Below are 15,568 nucleotides of genomic sequence, written 5' to 3'. Positions count from 1 at the left end.
ATAGATGAGGGGGAATTTCTAGATGTTCTATTTTTTATACTTACGAAGACCTGCAAGACTCAATAATCCCAAAATCATTCCCACAACTGGAAGCATGCTTGCTGCTGACCCTGTATTTGGAAGTGATGGTTGGGGATTTGGTTTTCCAGGTTTTTCAGGTTTTGGAGGTTCTGGCGTTGTTGTTGTCACTTTAGCCGTCATCTCTTGTAAATTTACTGTATTGATAAAGGTATTTTCAACCTTCCCCGCTGCGATGCGTTCGACTTCTAGATAGAAGTCTGCATCGAACGTGCCTTTTACACCTAAAGAGTTTAGGAAATCCTGGTTGATAACATAAGACCACTTGCCTGCTTTTTCGTCCCATTTGACGGCCACAATTTTCTTGAGGAAGTCAGGATTTGTATCCTGGTTCACTTCAAACAAGAAAGCATAAGATGTCCCTTTGGGAATCTTGTCACCAGCCTTGACTACTTTACCATCCTTCAGGATGACATCATATTGCAAGATAAGGTCTTTAGCAGCTGTGTACTCTGTCCCCTTGAAAATACCTTGCCACTTACCTGTGAATCGATCATGAACCACATCCAACTGGTCACTACCATCATATTGGAAGAGGCTATCGTGCTTAGCAGGCACGGTTACGCCATCAAGTAGATAGCGGATGTATTGACCAATCTGTACTTCTTGGCCGTCCAAGACTTTTTTATTATCCTTTTGATCCAAGGCGTGTTTCTCTGGATTCACATCAGGAACCGAGATAGTGACAAGGTTTGATTGATAGCTATTACCAAAGTCAATCTGTTTAAGGTCATTCTCGACTTTCTCCCCTGCTTTAACCAAGAGTTTAGCTGGGAGATCGATTGTCACATTTTTGGCTTTCTTCACGTAGTTTTGGTAGAAACTCTTAGAATCCTTCGCTACCCAGAGATAGAACTCTCCTCTTGGTTGCAAGTTCAATTCCTTCAGGATTTTATTGATTGCATCTGTACGACCTGCATCTGAGAGCACATGGTACATATCAAAGAGGTTTTTCACGTCTTTACCTGCAGCAGTCATTTTGATATTACCTTGATAAACTGAGAATGCACCATCTTGGACATCATCCAAAATAGCAAACTTCTTACCAAGTGCGCTCGCTGAAGCAAGAGTTTTGGTGTATGGGCTATAATCAGTCATCAAGCGGAAGGTCACGTTGCGGTCAAATGTTGTCGCACCATTGATATCCTTACCAGAGCGATCCAGAACAGCTTTGACTGGTTTTGGTGGTTTCGGTGTGTTGTTGGTAACAGTGTTTGAGTACACCTCGTATTTATTCACTAACACTTTATAAGTGTTGTCATAGAAGCCCTTATCATAGATTGGCTTCCAGGTAATCACAGGAGCTGCTAGACGCTTCCCTTCGTAGGTTGCAGTAAAGGTATACGTATTCTTTCCTGCATCATAGGCAACGCCCCATCCTGCTTTCTCTGCAGCAGCCTTTGTAACAGCAACATCAGGGACTGCTCCAGCTTCCAGCGGATCAATGATGGTAATCTCATCCCCTTTTTTAAGGTTCGCATAAATATTGTCATGATGCAATGTATAAAGCTGAGTAGCATTTTTAGCAACTGTTTGACCGTTTGTATTGGTCTTATCTGTATCTGCTACAGATTTAGTTACAACTGGCTTATACTGTAATTTATAGCCGTGATAGCTTGCAGATAATTTCTGATTTTTGGTTTCAGAAAGAGTTTTAAGCGCCAAGGTTGGCTTAACTGGATTCTTCGCATTGACCAATTCAGCTGATACAGGTTCTGTTTTGACAGGTTTCACAGTTGTTTTTGTGATAGTTGCAGTAGCTGGAACTTCAACAACTGGCGCTACAACCTTCGTATTCAATGCGAACCAATAAGTTTGTCCATTTGACTCTGCAGAGCCTTCCCATTGAATGAATTCAGATGTAAAGGCTGTCCCTTCCTTAAAGACACCAAGTGCAGCTCCCTTGTATTGATAAGGTGAGTCAGATGTATCCCAAAGATGACCTACCTCTTCCTCACGGTTATAGCCTTCAGCGTAAACATAACCATACTCTTTGTTATAGGTTACAGTTGAGCCATTGATTTCAACGTGGGTACCATTGATGGCTTTTGCACCTTCCCAACCAACACGGTTGTGATTGAGTGAGGAATAGGTCAAAGTTGCAGGTGTCTTTTCACTTGCTTTGAACGCTACTTCTTTCCCATCCATCTTGTAGTAGTAGGTATCCGTAACCAAGAAATTCATGTAGTCCACTGCCCAACCAGCTCCATCGTTACGAGCTACTACGAATCCTTCTGTTGGATCATTCAAGACATAGACATCGTTTAGTCCTGTCTTCCCTTGATTAAGGATTTCAAATTTTCGATGGATACGAGAAATATCATGCTTTTGACCATCTGCAGTTGAAACAGTCAAACCTTTCAAATTAGTGTAGTCAACTTCTGTTTTCCAGCCAGTTCCAACATCCTTGTATTTCAAGACTTTAGTCGAGTCAAGGATGCGACCATATCCAGAATTTCCACTTGAAGAAGCGATATAGCTTGTAGTCAATTCTTTAGCGCCAGAAGCACTAGATTTTACGTTAGCATTTGGATTGGCCGAAGCAAGACTGAGAGCCTGTAAGACAACCTCTTTTGTGTACCCTTCCGTACTTGTTTTAGATTGAAGTTCATTGTATTTCTTCTGCCAGTCCGCTTGTGCTTTCTTAGCCTTGTCATAAGCTGCTTGGTTTTGTTTCCCAATTTGCTTAGCTTCATCAGCTGAAGAAACTTCTTGGGTTTTAGAACTGAGAAGTACACCAGAGTTTTTCAATTCTGTTGATTTGCGTTCAGCATCTTGGTTGACTTGATCACTAGCATTCTTCTTCTCTGTGTAGGCAGCCATGAGGGCTTTGTTAAGCTCCACTTTACCTTTTGCAGTTGCAATAGCCTGGTCATTTTGTTTCTTCAATGCTTCTACTTCAGCAACTGAAGAAACTGTACGTGTTACTACACTGACAGTAACATCGCTCTTTTTCAGTTCAGCAGTTGCAGTTTCTACTGCTTGATTTAATTCAGTAGCTTGTTTGACAGTAGCTTCGTACTTCCCTTTTTCTTCCAGGTAGGTTGAGACAGCTTGCTGGTTTTCTGCTAAGACTTTCTTAGCTGTTTGAGTAGCTTTCTTGTTTTTGTCTGCTGAACCATCTGTAGCAGTCGAACTGTCATTCGTCACTGTGACAGTTGTTTCCCCTTCATGCTTGGCTTTTTCAGCAGCTACAAATTGATTGTTAGCTTGAATAGCTTTTTGCGCTTCATTGAAGGCTGTATTGTTTTCAACTTGTTTTGTAGTCGCTTCTTCAAGTTCCTTGACTTGCTTGTCCTGATCTTGTTTAATCTCAGACTTAGACTGTTCAAGTTTTGGAGCAGTGGTATCTGTTCCCTTATCAACAATCTGAGTTTCAGAAACGTTCACCCCTGCTTCTTTTGCTTTTTCAGCAGCCTTTGTAACTGATCCATTATCAATCGCTACAGACTGGCTTCCTGTTGCTTTACCAGCTTGTGTAGCATAAATGTTATTGTCGTTTTTGCTTTCAGGCTGAACTGCTTCATCCGCAAATGCTGAACCTGCAGAGAAGGCTACAATACCTGCAACTGCAATTCCTGATACTAGGCCTTTAGCCCATTTTTTCTTACGGAAATATCCGTGTCCTTGTGTTTTTTCTGTCATTTTTCTTTCTCCTTCACTTAATTAAAATAGTTTCTTCTTGTAGACGTAGCTGACTACTGTCAACAACATAGCCCCAATAGTACCTAGAATGCTTTCTGCAGTTCCAGTGTTTGGAAGTGTTTTAAGTTTGCCTTCTTTATCAGTAACAGAGATAGTCTTATCTTCGTTAACAGTACCACCGATCTCTTCAGGAGCTACTACAGATCCATTTGAAAGGACTACATTTCCGTTTTGCGTGCTAACAATTGAAGCTCCTGTATTCGTTTCAACTGGTTCTTTTGTCACGTCATGCACTACTTGACCTGTTGAAGTTGAAGTAGTTCCAATTTGTGACTTACCTTGCTGGTTCGCTTGATCAGTAGTTTTTGGCTGTTCATCTGGAACACCATCAAGGCTACCTGCATTATCCTTTTCCTGTGGCTTGTCTGAAGGTGCTGGTTTATCAGTTGTCACTCCGTCAAGACTTCCTGTGTTGTCTTTGTCTTGTGGTTTATCTGATGGTGTTGGCACACCATCGAGGCTACCTGCATTATCCTTTTCCTGTGGCTTGTCTGAAGGTGCTGGTTTATCAGTTGTCACTCCATCAAGACTTCCTGCGTTGTCTTTGTCTTGTACACTAGGTGTTGTTGGGTCAACTGGAGTAACTGAAGGCTCTGTTGGCTGAGTTGCTGGTGCCTCTGTTTCTGTTGAAGCGCTAGGTGTTGTTGGCGTAACAACTTCTGTTGCTGGGGCAGAAGAATCAATTGGTGCAATCTCATCTGCTGATACATAACCAGCTTGTGCAAGTGCGATAGTGGAAAGTGCTAGTGTAGCTAATACATTTTTCTTGTTCATTTTGATTTTTCCTTTTCTTTATTTAGTTTGGCGATTATAACCTCTCCCAGTTAAACGAAGTTCCATTCCTAATGGTGTCTTAACTTTTCGAGCTATAACTTGAGCATCTCTCTTAATAGTGCGAATTTGATCATAAACCTTTTTATAAGGCAAATGAAATTCAACATCCCTTAAAAGACCGTCTACGTATCCTTTAGCCTGTTTGACTGCATAGTCTGGCTTCAGGATAAGGTCTGTGCCGTCCTCTAAGCGAGCCGTCGCACCTCCTTGTTTTCCTAAAACTTTTAAGTCCTTTAGGCTGACCGTTATTTCATCTATCATAGATTTCTCCTTGAAGTTGAAAGGCGAAAATTACGCTGTGCTGTGTAAAAACGTATTTTTACATCGGTGTTTTATACGCTGGGTTTATAGTCTAGTAACCCTTACTCCTTCAGCTTATGACAGTTGTCATGCTTTTTCGTTCAGTGGCTGGACTAGATATCCTTTTCTAGTTTGCTACTCGCCCCCGTTTCTTTTTTATCCATAGCCACGCTGCATCAGGGCAAGCCTTGTATTCAGTTTTCAAAGGTCTATAGTTTAACGACTTCTCGGTCAATATAGATTTAACTTTACTAGGTTTAGTCCGATTCTGATCCTAACAGGTATTCAATGGTTACACCAAAGTATTCTGCTACTTTTTTAGCATTTTCAAGACTTATCTGACTATATCCTGTCTCCCAGTTAGATATTGTGTTGCGAAACACTCCTATCTGATCAGCCAAAGTCTGTTGTGATAACTTAGCCTGTTTTCGTAATTTTTTAATACGATTTTGTGTTTGTTTACTCACATCTACTTGTCTCCTTCATTATTTGGACTTGATAGATTTTCATCATCCATTAGAGGAGCATTCTTCAGCTCCAGCATGACAAGCCCTATTCCATAAGCTAAGACCAATAAGAAAGCCATTGTAACTAGTTTAAACATTACTATCCTCTTTCTGTTGCCATGATGAGAAAATTTGACTGAGTTTCTCAGCTCTTTCTTTTTTCGGTAAATCAAAAACAGCTTTAGGAACCATGTAAATTTTCTCATTCGGGCTACGACCTATCGTTAGCACTTTACCATCAATTGGTCTAAATTCATCTTTTAACATGTTTCAACTCCCTTAGACAATTCTGATAAATAGCTATTAAGTTTCGTCTCCGACAATTTATCTGGATAATAGTATGCAATCAGACTAGGACACTCATCAGAGAATTTTCTAGCATACTCACTTTGTCCTGATACCTCCAGGAAACCATGTTCTTTTTCAATGAGTAGAGCCATCTTCCAAAAACGAATCATCATTTTGTAGAAGTAGGCTGGGACATTCTGGATTGGTTTTTCTTCAGCCTCTCCTGTTTTAATTTTGAAAATCAATTTATCAAGCTCACGTTCAAGATCTTGCAGCCAAACCTCTCCATAAATTTCCTGATCAGCTAAGTTGTTGTAATCCTTCTCAACTTGGCGTTTTGCTTGATAGATTTTATTTTCAAGAATTTTCGCATCTTTCCCAAACAAACTGAGTTTCTGAACTAGTTGAGGAGAAAGAAAACCATGTTGCCCCATTTTGAATGCTTCAGAAATTGATAAATCAGATAAAGATAACTCGCCCTCGTATCGATTAGTATCATTAGATAATTCAGTCTCGTTATTCTCAGTATCATTAGTGTGTTCTTTCGACATTTCTTGAGATGTTATTTTGACATTTCCTTGATTTTTTTGGAAGTGTCGTTTTGACATTTCCGCCGTTTTCAATGGTTGGGAGTGATTTTCTTCAGTAGGGGGAGCTTGATAGTCAATATTGCCTAAGTACAGTAGATTAGGCTTATTCAAACCTTGTCGAACTTCTTCTAAGAGGCCATATTCCTGAAGCTCTTTTTTTAGTTTAATAACTTTTTTATTTCCATAGCCTAAAATTTCTTGGAGTTCAGTAATTGTATAAATCAGATAGACATCTCCGTTTTTATCAATCCAGTTATTTCTAAGAGATAGTTCAAAACGGTCTTTCAAGATAGCGTATGTGAATTTAGCATCTGTACTCATCGGTTTATAAAGTGGTGATTCAACAAATATTTTTGGTATTCTATAAAATCTTTCACTTGATTGAACTTGTCTTGCAGAAATTCGCTCCATACTAAACACCTACTTTTAACAAAAACTGACCAGTGTCAGAAAACTGAAACAAACCAAGTCCCTCTAGCTCTTTCAAAATTAAATGAGCTCTCGTTCTTGTCATATTTTGTGACTGCATAATTTCTTTCAATACTAGATCACGTGATTGTTGCGCTTGTCTTGTCATTTGGTTTATCCTTTCTTATCACCGGCTGATGGCGATTTATTCACAGCTATATCCATAACAATTTCAATATTATCTGACATTTTTCTCCTTTCTTTAATTTTTGCAACGAAAAAAGAGAGCGATTTTCTCGCTCTCTCAAGATATATGATATTTAATTTTTCATTTTCCCAAAACTCTAGACACTTACGAAAGACTTTTTTATTTGACGTAGACGACACCAAGTTTCCCGAAAGCTACGTCTCCACGGATAATCAAGGTTTTGCTGGTTGGGGCTACAGGAGCATCTGCCTTGGCCGCACCACAAAAAGTTTCTACCTTCAGGTCCACTCTCCAATGTTGGGGCACATAGATAACTGCATTCCCAAATCCGACTTCTATCTTCAAGGTTGCGCTATCTCCTAACATCTCTGCATTGTCATAATAGATTTTGGCATTTCCAAATCCGACTTCAAACTCGTCTTCTACCAATTCTTGGTCTTGCTTGTAAAATGTACCCGCTCCAAAAGCGACTTCCTTGTCTGTCAGAATGGTCTTTTCACCGTCATACCAAAATTTTTTTCCATTCCAAGTTCTGTTAGTATGAGTCAGCATACTTACTCCAAGCACGATGAGAACACTCGCCCAGAACAATGATTGATTGGGAATCGGTAAAATGTCATAAAAATGATTAGCAATCATGAGGGCCACTAGGGCTGTAACGGAGGCTGAAGTGAAATGACGACGAAGCAATGCTTCAACTGATTGATAGGCAAAAAATCCAATACCAATCAAGGGCCAAATCTGCCCTCCAAATGAAGGGATTCCAAAATTCCCCTGTAATAATACTAAAACTGCCAATACTAGCAACACAATACCAAATGCTTTCTTTTTCATGTTCTTACCTCATGTTTCTTAGATTTTCTTTTAGGAGGGATTGGTAGTGCCGTGACACGTGAACCTCCTTGTGGGTTTGATAAAAGGAAATAGTTCCTGTCCCTGAGAAGGACTTGTCAACCGAGTAAACCTGCCGAAGATTGGCTATGGTCGACTTGGATACCCGACTGAAATAGCGGGGCAGGATGGACTCTAACTCATAAAGCTTGAGTCTCACCTCGTAGGCCTCTTTCTGGGTATGGGCGTAAATCTTGTTGCCTTCCGTCTCAAAGAAGAGGATTTCTGCCAAGTCTAAGTAGTACTCACCCGTCCCCTTATAAAAGATCAACCTAGGAGCCTTGGTTTCTTGCAAGAGTCGTTGCAAGTCAGCTATTTCATCTGTCAGGGCTGCAGCCTTGATGACAATCTCTGTCTCAGTTAATTCACTATCAATCTCGATTCGTAACTTCATCCTATCTCCTTTCTGCATCTACTATACCAAAGGCCAGAAGACTTTACAAGGGCAAAAAAGCAAGTGGTCACTTTTGACCCGTAAGTGGTTACGAGGCCAAGCCCACTTGCTTTGCTTCTTACACAATAAAGAAAAGAATTCCCAAGAGGAGACCACAGGCGTAGCCAACTAGAACATCCTTAGGATAATGAACGCCTCCTAAGACCCGCACAAGACCGAGAAGAGCTGATAAGACCAACAAAACCAACCCCACAGGAAGATTTGCATGCAGGCAAGCCATGGAAATGATGGTTGCTGAAAAGACATGGCGACTAGGCATTGAATTCCCAGAGCTGTCCTTGTCTAGTAGCGGAATAATTTCCCAAGTCTCATAGGGACGCGGTTGATTGATCCACTTACGAACTAGCGTCAATAGGACAAAGCCTAAAGCTGGAACTAAAATATAAGCAGAAAGTTCTTTCCCAACCCCTTTACTTACAAAGTTTGTTCCCAACAAGGTCAAGTAAGCCAAGGGCATCAGAACTGTCATCATGCGATTAAAAATTCGCATCAGTTGTAATCCTTGTGGATAGCGAAGGAGGCTTGATTTCCTCTTGTCGTACCACTCTTGATAGTTTTTCATATATTTTCTCGTTATTTTTAGATTTTACACAAGAAGCCTGCTAGCATCTCCTACTCTAGTATAGTGCAGAAAAAGAAGGCCGTCAAGCCTTCTGAGATTTATTCTTCTGCTTGGTCTTCTGTAAATTGACTATTGTAGAGGTCTGCATAGAAACCACTCTGAGCCATAAGCTCTTCATGATTGCCTTGCTCGATGATGTTTCCTTCTTTCATGACCAGAATCAAGTCAGCATTGCAGATCGTTGACGATGACTGCCGCCACTACTGCCCAAATCCAGTATTCTAACTTGCCAAGGATTTTCCCAATGGCCCAAATAACCATGATAGGACCACGAGTGACCACTTGGAGTCCCATGGTAAAGAGCATCTGAATCTGCGTGATATCATTAGTCGTCCGAATCAATAGACTGGGGATTGAAAAACGTTTAAAGACCAACATCGGTCTATCCATTCTTTCTCCCTTCTAAGTAAAAATAGTTCTCATAAGAACATTTAAGTTTCAATGAGAACTATCTAAGCAGAAATTGACATCAGCTCTTATTTTATCTATAATAGACACTATCTCACACCTATAAGAATACACCCTGATTAGAAATGAGAAACTCACAAATGAAACATAAAGAAGAGAAAATTTTAGGAATCTTTGCCATCATCTTTGGAACCCTGGCCCTTCTTAGTTCCTGGCTACCAATCATTAGCATTCTAGCCTTTTTCTTTGCCATTATTGCTATCGCCCTAGGCATTTTTGGTATCGGCCTTAATCTCAAAAATCGTAAAATATTGGCTATTATCGGAACAAGCCTAGGTATTCTATCCGTTTTTCTTGTCTTAATGACGCAAGTATTACCTTCTGGGCTTTTTACCGACCTGGCTAAAAACTTTCGACACCCATATAGAAGTCTGACCTCTTTAACAGAGGATGAGGAATTTGGAAAATTACCAGATTATAGACCAGATGAAGATTATGATGAAGAGGATATCGAAGATACCGATACCTTCTCTTGGACCCAGGAACAGTTTGATGCTTTGATAGAGGGAGACACTGCAAACAGAGGAAAAGGCGGCTCCAACTACAAAGATATCATCAGCAAGCATGGATTGCCAGATTCTGAAATTGAGTCAACCTCAGGTGATTACGACATTAAGAAAATCACCTATCTATCCCTCGGTTCAAACACCAAGACAGTCGTACTCACTTTCGCAAAGCAGGAAAACGGCCAGTTTCTTCTCATCCGTAAATTTGCCCTAGGCTTAGATAGAAAAGAGCAAACTGATGATGGGGTGAAAGTTTAACATAACAAAAAAGCGAACAGCTATTAAGCCTGTTCGCTTTTCTATTAGAATCCATCTACATTGGTATAGATTTTTTGTACGTCTTCGTCGTCTTCAAGGACTCCGTAGAGTTTTTCAAAGGTTTCAAGGTCATCCCCTGACAACTCAACTTCTGATTGAGGAATCATCTCAAGTTCTGTCACTTGGAATTCTTCGATACCAGATTCACGCAAAGCCACAATAGCTTTGTGAAGGTCAGTTGGAGCTGTGTAAACAGTGATTGTTCCTTCTTCTGCTTCTACATCGTCTACATCGACATCTGCTTCAAGCAAGAGTTCAAAGATAGCATCAGCGTCGTCACCAGCAAATACGATGACACCCTTGTTGTCAAAGAGGTAAGATACTGAACCTGAAGCTCCCATGTTTCCGCCGTTTTTACCAAAGGCAGCACGGACATTGGCAGCTGTACGGTTAACGTTTGAAGTCAAGGTATCCACGATGAGCATTGAACCATTTGGCCCAAAGCCTTCGTAACGTCCTTCTGTAAAGGTTTCGTCTGTATTTCCTTTTGCTTTATCGATTGCCTTATCAATAACGTGTTTTGGCACTTGCGCTTGTTTAGCGCGGTCGATAACGAATTTCAAAGCTGAGTTTGATTCTGGATCTGGATCACCTTTTTTAGCTGCTACATAGATTTCTACACCAAATTTTGCATATACTTTAGAGTTAGCTCCATCTTTAGCCGTTTTCTTGGCTACGATATTGGCCCATTTACGTCCCATTAGGAATCTCCTTTTTTCACATTTTAATCTTCCTTATTATAACACAAGTCTAGTCGATTTTCACTAGAGGAAATGGATTTTTCTTTTATAAATGAAGCTAGGATTGTCCGCCGACAGCCAAGATTTTCTTGCCTTCTTTTATCCAAGGGTGCTGAGAGAGTGAGATATAAAGCTGTGCAGTCATAACAAGCCAGAGTAGCGGTTCACATAGAATCACACCTGTATAACCTGCCCAAGGAATAATCCAAGCGACGAAAACAATTTTCCCGATAAATTCGATAAAACTAGATATGAGGGGTAAGAGTTTTTGACCAAGCCCCTGCAAACTATTTCTATAAATCAATAAAAGACTCAAAAACGGATAGAAAACAGAACTAATACGTAGGTACAAGGTTCCATTTTCAATCAAGTAACCATCTGTTGAACTCGCTAAGAAAGAAACTAGGCTAGGACTTGCAAAAAATAGGAACACACAAGCAAAGGTTGCCCAAGCCATACTCAAATAGCTCCCTAAACGAAGACCTTGGACAATACGATCTGGACGTTTTGCCCCAAAGTTTTGAGAGATAAAAGTCGTCATAGAAGCCGAAATTGCCGTCATTGGCAATAGAGCAAAAGCCATAATTCTACGTGCTGCCGTTTGGGCACTGATAATAACTGCTCCAAAGCCATTAACAGAGGATTGCAAGATGACACTTCCGACAGAGACGATTGAACCCATCAGCCCCATGGCTAGCCCCTGCTCCAAGAGATCGACATAGAGATCCTTATTCCATCTGAAATGTTTAAGTTCTGGAAGAAGCTCTGGAACACTCTTGCGGATATAGAAATAACAGAGAATAGCGGACAAACCTTGCGAGATGATGGTTGCAAGACCTGCAGACTGAACCCCCAATTGCAGTTGTGTAATAAAATACAAATCTAAAATGACGTTAACAATGGCTGAAAAGATAAGAAAGGCAAGTGCTGCAAGGCTGTCACCAATTGATCGTAGCAATCCTGCAAAGAGATTATAGGCAAAGCTAACTCCCACACAGCTAACAATCATTGAGATGTATTCATAGGATTGGGGGAGGATTTCTGCAGGTGTTTCGAGATATTGTAAGAGCGGATAAAGACCGAAGAATCCCATCAACATGACAAGACCACTCAGGATAGCACCTAAAATCCAAGTCGCCGCAACAGCTTCTTTAATTTTAGCAAAATTACGAGCACCGTAAAGACGGGCAATAACGACTCCCATTCCATTTCCGACTCCGAGGGCAAATCCAATAATCAAATCAAAAATGGCTGTCGTAGCTCCGACTGCCGCCAAGGAATTTTGTCCTAAAAAACGCCCAACAATCAAAATATCAGCTGTATTGTAGAGTTGCTGAAAGATGTTGGACAATAGAATCGGTAAAGCAAAACTAATCAGTGAAGGAAGGATAGGACCATGAATTAGGTCCACCGTTGATTTTTTATTCATACGGCTATTATATCAGCTTTCTAGTAGAGGAACAAGGGAGCTTCCTTAAGAAAGCGTTGCCTAGATACAAACAATCTGGTATAATCGTGACAGAAAAGGAGGATACGTATGAGCTTAACAAGCCAGTTAATTACAGATGTATTCCCAGACCTTGAAAAAGTTGAACAATTAAACAAGGAAGCCTTCCCTGAAGAAGAACGCGTCTCTTTGGAAGAATTTTTAAGTTACCAAGATAGAGATGACGCTCACTTTTTCGCCTTTTATAACGAGGAGGAGTTTGTCGGCTTTGCCTTTGCCATCTCCAATCAAAAAGCTTTCTACATCAGTTTTTTCGCCATTATGCCTCACTTGCGTAGCCATGGTTATGGAAAAGAAATTATTGAAAAGTTGATTGATTTTTACCAGCGTACCATGATTCTTGAAGTGGAGCGATTGGACGAAGACTGTGATAATCTCGAGCAAAGAAAGGCCCGCATGGATTTCTACTTACAAAATGGCTTTAAAACTGCCAACGCCTTCTTGGAATACGAGGGAATGAGTTTTGAAATTCTCTACCGTGGCGACCATTTTGATGAAGAGGCCTATCGAAACATCTTTCAAAAATTGCAAGAAGAGAACTACTTCGACTTTCGTATCGAATACCGACGCTTTAGTGAACACTAGTCCTCACGAAATAAAAAAAGTAGCAGTTCTCTGCTACTTTTATTTTTTATTCTTCAATTTCGATTTCAAGAGCATCGCCCAAGTCAAGAGTTACTTCTTTGTTAGAATCCGTATCAGCTGCAGCACTTGCTTTAGAGCCTTCTTCCTCTTCAATCAAACCATATTGAACACGAACTTGGTGGTCGATTTCATCAAAGATTTCTGGGTGATCTGCCAAGTATTTCTTAGCATTCTCAGAACCTTGTCCGATTTTTTCACCCTTGTATGAGTACCAAGCACCTGCTTTTTGGATAATATCCAAATCACTAGCAATCTTCAAGAGTTCACCAGTTCTAGAAATCCCTTCACCATACATGATTTCAACAAGAGCTTCCTTGAACGGTGGAGCAACCTTGTTTTTCACAACTTTAATCTTAGTTTCTTTACCGACGTTGGTATCTTTTTGGTCACCAGTTCCTTTGATTTGTGTGCTTCCACGAACATCCAAACGAACTGAAGCATAGAATTTAAGGGCGCGTCCACCAGGAGTTGTTTCTGGATTTCCAAACATAACCCCTACTTTTTCACGCAACTGGTTGATGAAGATAGCAATTGTCTTTGTCTTGTTGATAGAAGCACCGAGTTTACGCATAGCTTGGCTCATCATACGAGCTTGAAGACCAACGTGGCTATCTCCGATATCTCCATCGATTTCCGCACGAGGTACAAGAGCTGCAACTGAGTCAATAACCACAAGGTCAACCGCACCTGAATCGATCAATTTCCCAGCAATTTCAAGACCTTGCTCACCTGAGTCTGGTTGTGACAAGAGCAATTCGTCAATGTTAACCCCAAGAGCTGCTGCATAGGCCGGGTCAAGAGCGTGTTCCGCATCGATAAAGGCTGCAATTCCACCTTCTTTTTGTGCTTGCGCTACAGCGTGAAGGGCTACTGTTGTCTTACCTGATGATTCTGGACCGTAGATTTCGATGATACGCCCCTTTGGATAACCACCTGAACCGAGTGCAATATCAAGTGCCAAAGAGCCTGAACTCATTACTTGCACTTTTTGCTCTGCACGCTCACCCAAGCGCATGATTGAGCCCTTACCGAAGTCTTTTTCAATCAATTTAAGCGCATCATTCAAAGCTTTTTCACGATCAGCTCCAAATTTTTTCCCAATTTCATCTAATTTTTTTGTTGGTTTTTTCGCCATTTTGTTCTCCTATATTTTAATGATTCTAAGAACCTTCTTCTATTATATCAAAAGTCAGTCACTTAATAAAGCTTTGCGAACTAAGTTAAAAGCATGCATGACTGCAATTTTACGAACATCTGCTCGACTTCTTCCAGCTATATTGACCTGAACAACTTCTGTGCCTGATACTTGAGACAAACCGATAAAAACTGTACCAGCAGGATGCCCTTCTAGACTATCCGGACCAGCCACTCCTGTCAAGCTAACTCCAAAGTCTGATTGAGTTTTAAGCCGTGCCTGATCTGCCATTTTTTCCGCCGTAAAGTCTGAAACAACTCCATGTTTTTCCAACTCTACTTGTGGAATATCTAACATCTTAGCCTTTTCTTCTAGACTATAAGTGACAAAACCACCTTTAAAGATAGCTGACACTCCCGAAAAGTCTGCCAAAGTTGCTTGAAAAAGCCCTGCTGTCAAACTTTCCGCAGCCGTTATGGTTTTATGCTGCTTTTTCAACTCCTCAACAACTACACTAGCTAGACTCGCTTCCTCACCATAACCATAGCAGATATCCTTTAAAGCAACACCTTCAAAAGTCTGGCGGGCAAGAATTTGAACCTCAAGACAATCCAAAGATTTTCTTGCTTCTTCTTGACTAGTAGCCTTGGTAGACAAACGCAGAGTCACTTCTCCCGTTTTTGCATAAGGGGCCAAGGTTGGATCTGTCTGCTCTTCAATCAAATCCGACAGAATCGTTACTAGCTGGCTCTCGCCAATGCCAAAGAAACGTAGCACACGTGAGTACAACTTAGCTCCAGTTGTCAATCTCGGAAGCAATTCATTTAAAACCATGGGTTTTAGTTCGCTTGGTGGCCCTGGTAGGACGACATAGGTCACGCCAGCCACCTCAATCATACCTCCGACTGCTAGTCCTGTTTCATTAGGTAGCGGGATTGAACCCTCAACGATTTGAGCTTGGCGTTCATTATTTGGAGTTCGGGCATAGTCCGGTCGATGAGCAAAAAAGTCATCTAGTTTAGCCTGCGCTTGAGCATCAAAAGTTAAATCACGCCCTAGAAATTGTGCCAAGGTTTGTTTGGTCAAGTCATCCTCTGTCGGTCCCAGTCCTCCTGTTAGGATAACCAGATTGCTACGATTCTTAGCAATCTCCAACAAGGATAAGAGACGAGACTCATTATCTCCTACAGCCGTTTGGAAGTAGACATCAACACCGATTTCAGCCAACTTTTCAGATAAGAACTGAGCATTGGTATTGACAATTTGACCTGTTAGAATTTCTGTCCCAACAGCTATGATTTCCGCTTTCATTTTTTCCTCCTACCTATCTATTCGGATTTCTTTGAAAAAATCGCAGGAAAATTC

The 15,568-nt window shown here is 40.9% G+C and carries 17 protein-coding genes and 2 pseudogenes; 2 read left to right on the top strand and 17 right to left on the bottom strand.

Going from position 1 to position 15,568, the window contains the following annotated elements:
- Positions 1 to 27 precede the first annotated feature (27 nt).
- The 13 genes and pseudogenes from K1I61_RS06010 to K1I61_RS05955 form a co-directional block, all read right to left on the bottom strand.
- Positions 28 to 3,723, bottom strand: coding sequence for an SspB-related isopeptide-forming adhesin (locus tag K1I61_RS06010; RefSeq protein ID WP_223334594.1), 3,696 nt, complete (start codon positions 3,721 to 3,723; stop codon positions 28 to 30).
- A 21-nt stretch (positions 3,724 to 3,744) separates the two neighbouring features.
- Positions 3,745 to 4,557: an LPXTG cell wall anchor domain-containing protein gene (locus K1I61_RS06005; RefSeq protein WP_223334596.1), complete on the bottom strand. Its 813-nt coding sequence runs from the start codon at positions 4,555 to 4,557 to the stop codon at positions 3,745 to 3,747.
- An 18-nt stretch (positions 4,558 to 4,575) separates the two neighbouring features.
- Positions 4,576 to 4,878: a hypothetical protein gene (locus K1I61_RS06000; RefSeq protein ID WP_000564613.1), complete on the bottom strand. Its 303-nt coding sequence runs from the start codon at positions 4,876 to 4,878 to the stop codon at positions 4,576 to 4,578.
- Between the two features lie 296 nt (positions 4,879 to 5,174).
- Positions 5,175 to 5,384, bottom strand: a complete 210-nt coding sequence (locus tag K1I61_RS05995) for a helix-turn-helix transcriptional regulator (RefSeq protein WP_006154958.1) — start codon at positions 5,382 to 5,384, stop codon at positions 5,175 to 5,177.
- A 2-nt stretch (positions 5,385 to 5,386) separates the two neighbouring features.
- A complete protein-coding gene (locus K1I61_RS08985) occupies positions 5,387 to 5,521 on the bottom strand; it encodes a hypothetical protein (protein WP_263284887.1) in 135 nt (44 codons plus the stop codon).
- The gene (locus K1I61_RS05990) at positions 5,514 to 5,690 is read right to left on the bottom strand and encodes a hypothetical protein (protein WP_006155105.1); all 177 of its coding nucleotides are present in this window, start codon (positions 5,688 to 5,690) and stop codon (positions 5,514 to 5,516) included. The genes K1I61_RS08985 and K1I61_RS05990 overlap by 8 nt, the downstream gene beginning before the upstream one ends.
- Positions 5,684 to 6,712: a replication initiator protein A gene (locus K1I61_RS05985; protein ID WP_223334598.1), complete on the bottom strand. Its 1,029-nt coding sequence runs from the start codon at positions 6,710 to 6,712 to the stop codon at positions 5,684 to 5,686. The genes K1I61_RS05990 and K1I61_RS05985 overlap by 7 nt, the downstream gene beginning before the upstream one ends.
- Before the next feature lies 1 nt (position 6,713).
- Complete coding sequence (locus K1I61_RS05980) at positions 6,714 to 6,878, bottom strand: hypothetical protein (RefSeq protein WP_193750104.1); 165 nt, start codon at positions 6,876 to 6,878, stop codon at positions 6,714 to 6,716.
- 198 nt (positions 6,879 to 7,076) lie between these two features.
- Positions 7,077 to 7,751 carry a LiaF transmembrane domain-containing protein gene (locus tag K1I61_RS05975; RefSeq protein ID WP_223334089.1) on the bottom strand — a complete coding sequence of 225 codons (675 nt, stop codon included), beginning with the start codon at positions 7,749 to 7,751 and terminating at the stop codon, positions 7,077 to 7,079.
- 4 nt (positions 7,752 to 7,755) lie between these two features.
- A complete protein-coding gene (locus K1I61_RS05970) occupies positions 7,756 to 8,202 on the bottom strand; it encodes a LytTR family DNA-binding domain-containing protein (protein ID WP_075232356.1) in 447 nt (148 codons plus the stop codon).
- Positions 8,203 to 8,320: 118 nt separating this feature from the next.
- Positions 8,321 to 8,824, bottom strand: a complete 504-nt coding sequence (locus K1I61_RS05965; RefSeq protein WP_223334091.1) for a phosphatase PAP2 family protein — start codon at positions 8,822 to 8,824, stop codon at positions 8,321 to 8,323.
- A 98-nt stretch (positions 8,825 to 8,922) separates the two neighbouring features.
- Positions 8,923 to 9,069: pseudogene (locus K1I61_RS05960) on the bottom strand (ABC transporter ATP-binding protein); the annotation flags it as partial.
- A pseudogene (locus K1I61_RS05955) lies at positions 9,059 to 9,253 on the bottom strand (ABC transporter ATP-binding protein); the annotation flags it as partial. The pseudogenes K1I61_RS05955 and K1I61_RS05960, both read right to left, overlap by 11 nt.
- 179 nt (positions 9,254 to 9,432) lie before the next feature.
- On the opposite strand from K1I61_RS05955, the gene K1I61_RS05950 reads away from it, so the two are divergent.
- Positions 9,433 to 10,116: a hypothetical protein gene (locus K1I61_RS05950; protein WP_223334093.1), complete on the top strand. Its 684-nt coding sequence runs from the start codon at positions 9,433 to 9,435 to the stop codon at positions 10,114 to 10,116.
- A gap of 44 nt (positions 10,117 to 10,160) precedes the next feature.
- On the opposite strand, the gene K1I61_RS05945 is transcribed toward K1I61_RS05950, so the two are convergent.
- Positions 10,161 to 10,877, bottom strand: a complete 717-nt coding sequence (locus K1I61_RS05945) for a YebC/PmpR family DNA-binding transcriptional regulator (RefSeq protein ID WP_223334095.1) — start codon at positions 10,875 to 10,877, stop codon at positions 10,161 to 10,163.
- Between the two features lie 97 nt (positions 10,878 to 10,974).
- Positions 10,975 to 12,345, bottom strand: a complete 1,371-nt coding sequence (locus K1I61_RS05940; RefSeq protein ID WP_223334097.1) for an MATE family efflux transporter — start codon at positions 12,343 to 12,345, stop codon at positions 10,975 to 10,977.
- Between the two features lie 108 nt (positions 12,346 to 12,453).
- On the opposite strand from K1I61_RS05940, the gene K1I61_RS05935 reads away from it, so the two are divergent.
- The gene (locus K1I61_RS05935; RefSeq protein ID WP_223334099.1) at positions 12,454 to 13,008 is read left to right on the top strand and encodes a GNAT family N-acetyltransferase; all 555 of its coding nucleotides are present in this window, start codon (positions 12,454 to 12,456) and stop codon (positions 13,006 to 13,008) included.
- Between the two features lie 46 nt (positions 13,009 to 13,054).
- Here the strand turns inward: K1I61_RS05935 and recA are convergent, their stop codons facing one another.
- Both recA and K1I61_RS05925 read right to left on the bottom strand, forming a co-directional pair.
- On the bottom strand, positions 13,055 to 14,203 hold the full coding sequence (recA, locus tag K1I61_RS05930) for a recombinase RecA (RefSeq protein ID WP_223334101.1): 1,149 nt from the start codon (positions 14,201 to 14,203) through the stop codon (positions 13,055 to 13,057).
- A 54-nt stretch (positions 14,204 to 14,257) separates the two neighbouring features.
- The gene (locus K1I61_RS05925) at positions 14,258 to 15,514 is read right to left on the bottom strand and encodes a competence/damage-inducible protein A (protein WP_223334103.1); all 1,257 of its coding nucleotides are present in this window, start codon (positions 15,512 to 15,514) and stop codon (positions 14,258 to 14,260) included.
- Positions 15,515 to 15,568: the final 54 nt, after the last annotated feature.

It is taken from the genome of Streptococcus infantis (genome assembly GCF_019929665.1).
Classification (GTDB): domain Bacteria; phylum Bacillota; class Bacilli; order Lactobacillales; family Streptococcaceae; genus Streptococcus; species Streptococcus infantis_H.
The sequence above is the reverse complement of the archived record's forward strand: the minus strand, read 5'-3'. Positions and strand labels throughout refer to the sequence as shown.

Coding starts and splice junctions, on each gene's coding strand:
- K1I61_RS06010 (WP_223334594.1), bottom strand. CDS start 3,723: ATGACAGAAAAAACACAAGGACACGGATATTTCCGTAAGAAAAAATGG.
- K1I61_RS06005 (WP_223334596.1), bottom strand. CDS start 4,557: ATGAACAAGAAAAATGTATTAGCTACACTAGCACTTTCCACTATCGCA.
- K1I61_RS06000 (WP_000564613.1), bottom strand. CDS start 4,878: ATGATAGATGAAATAACGGTCAGCCTAAAGGACTTAAAAGTTTTAGGA.
- K1I61_RS08985 (WP_263284887.1), bottom strand. CDS start 5,521: ATGTTTAAACTAGTTACAATGGCTTTCTTATTGGTCTTAGCTTATGGA.
- K1I61_RS05990 (WP_006155105.1), bottom strand. CDS start 5,690: ATGTTAAAAGATGAATTTAGACCAATTGATGGTAAAGTGCTAACGATA.
- K1I61_RS05985 (WP_223334598.1), bottom strand. CDS start 6,712: ATGGAGCGAATTTCTGCAAGACAAGTTCAATCAAGTGAAAGATTTTAT.
- K1I61_RS05980 (WP_193750104.1), bottom strand. CDS start 6,878: ATGACAAGACAAGCGCAACAATCACGTGATCTAGTATTGAAAGAAATT.
- K1I61_RS05975 (WP_223334089.1), bottom strand. CDS start 7,751: ATGAAAAAGAAAGCATTTGGTATTGTGTTGCTAGTATTGGCAGTTTTA.
- K1I61_RS05970 (WP_075232356.1), bottom strand. CDS start 8,202: ATGAAGTTACGAATCGAGATTGATAGTGAATTAACTGAGACAGAGATT.
- K1I61_RS05965 (WP_223334091.1), bottom strand. CDS start 8,824: ATGAAAAACTATCAAGAGTGGTACGACAAGAGGAAATCAAGCCTCCTT.
- K1I61_RS05950 (WP_223334093.1), top strand. CDS start 9,433: ATGAAACATAAAGAAGAGAAAATTTTAGGAATCTTTGCCATCATCTTT.
- K1I61_RS05945 (WP_223334095.1), bottom strand. CDS start 10,877: ATGGGACGTAAATGGGCCAATATCGTAGCCAAGAAAACGGCTAAAGAT.
- K1I61_RS05940 (WP_223334097.1), bottom strand. CDS start 12,345: ATGAATAAAAAATCAACGGTGGACCTAATTCATGGTCCTATCCTTCCT.
- K1I61_RS05935 (WP_223334099.1), top strand. CDS start 12,454: ATGAGCTTAACAAGCCAGTTAATTACAGATGTATTCCCAGACCTTGAA.
- recA (WP_223334101.1), bottom strand. CDS start 14,203: ATGGCGAAAAAACCAACAAAAAAATTAGATGAAATTGGGAAAAAATTT.
- K1I61_RS05925 (WP_223334103.1), bottom strand. CDS start 15,514: ATGAAAGCGGAAATCATAGCTGTTGGGACAGAAATTCTAACAGGTCAA.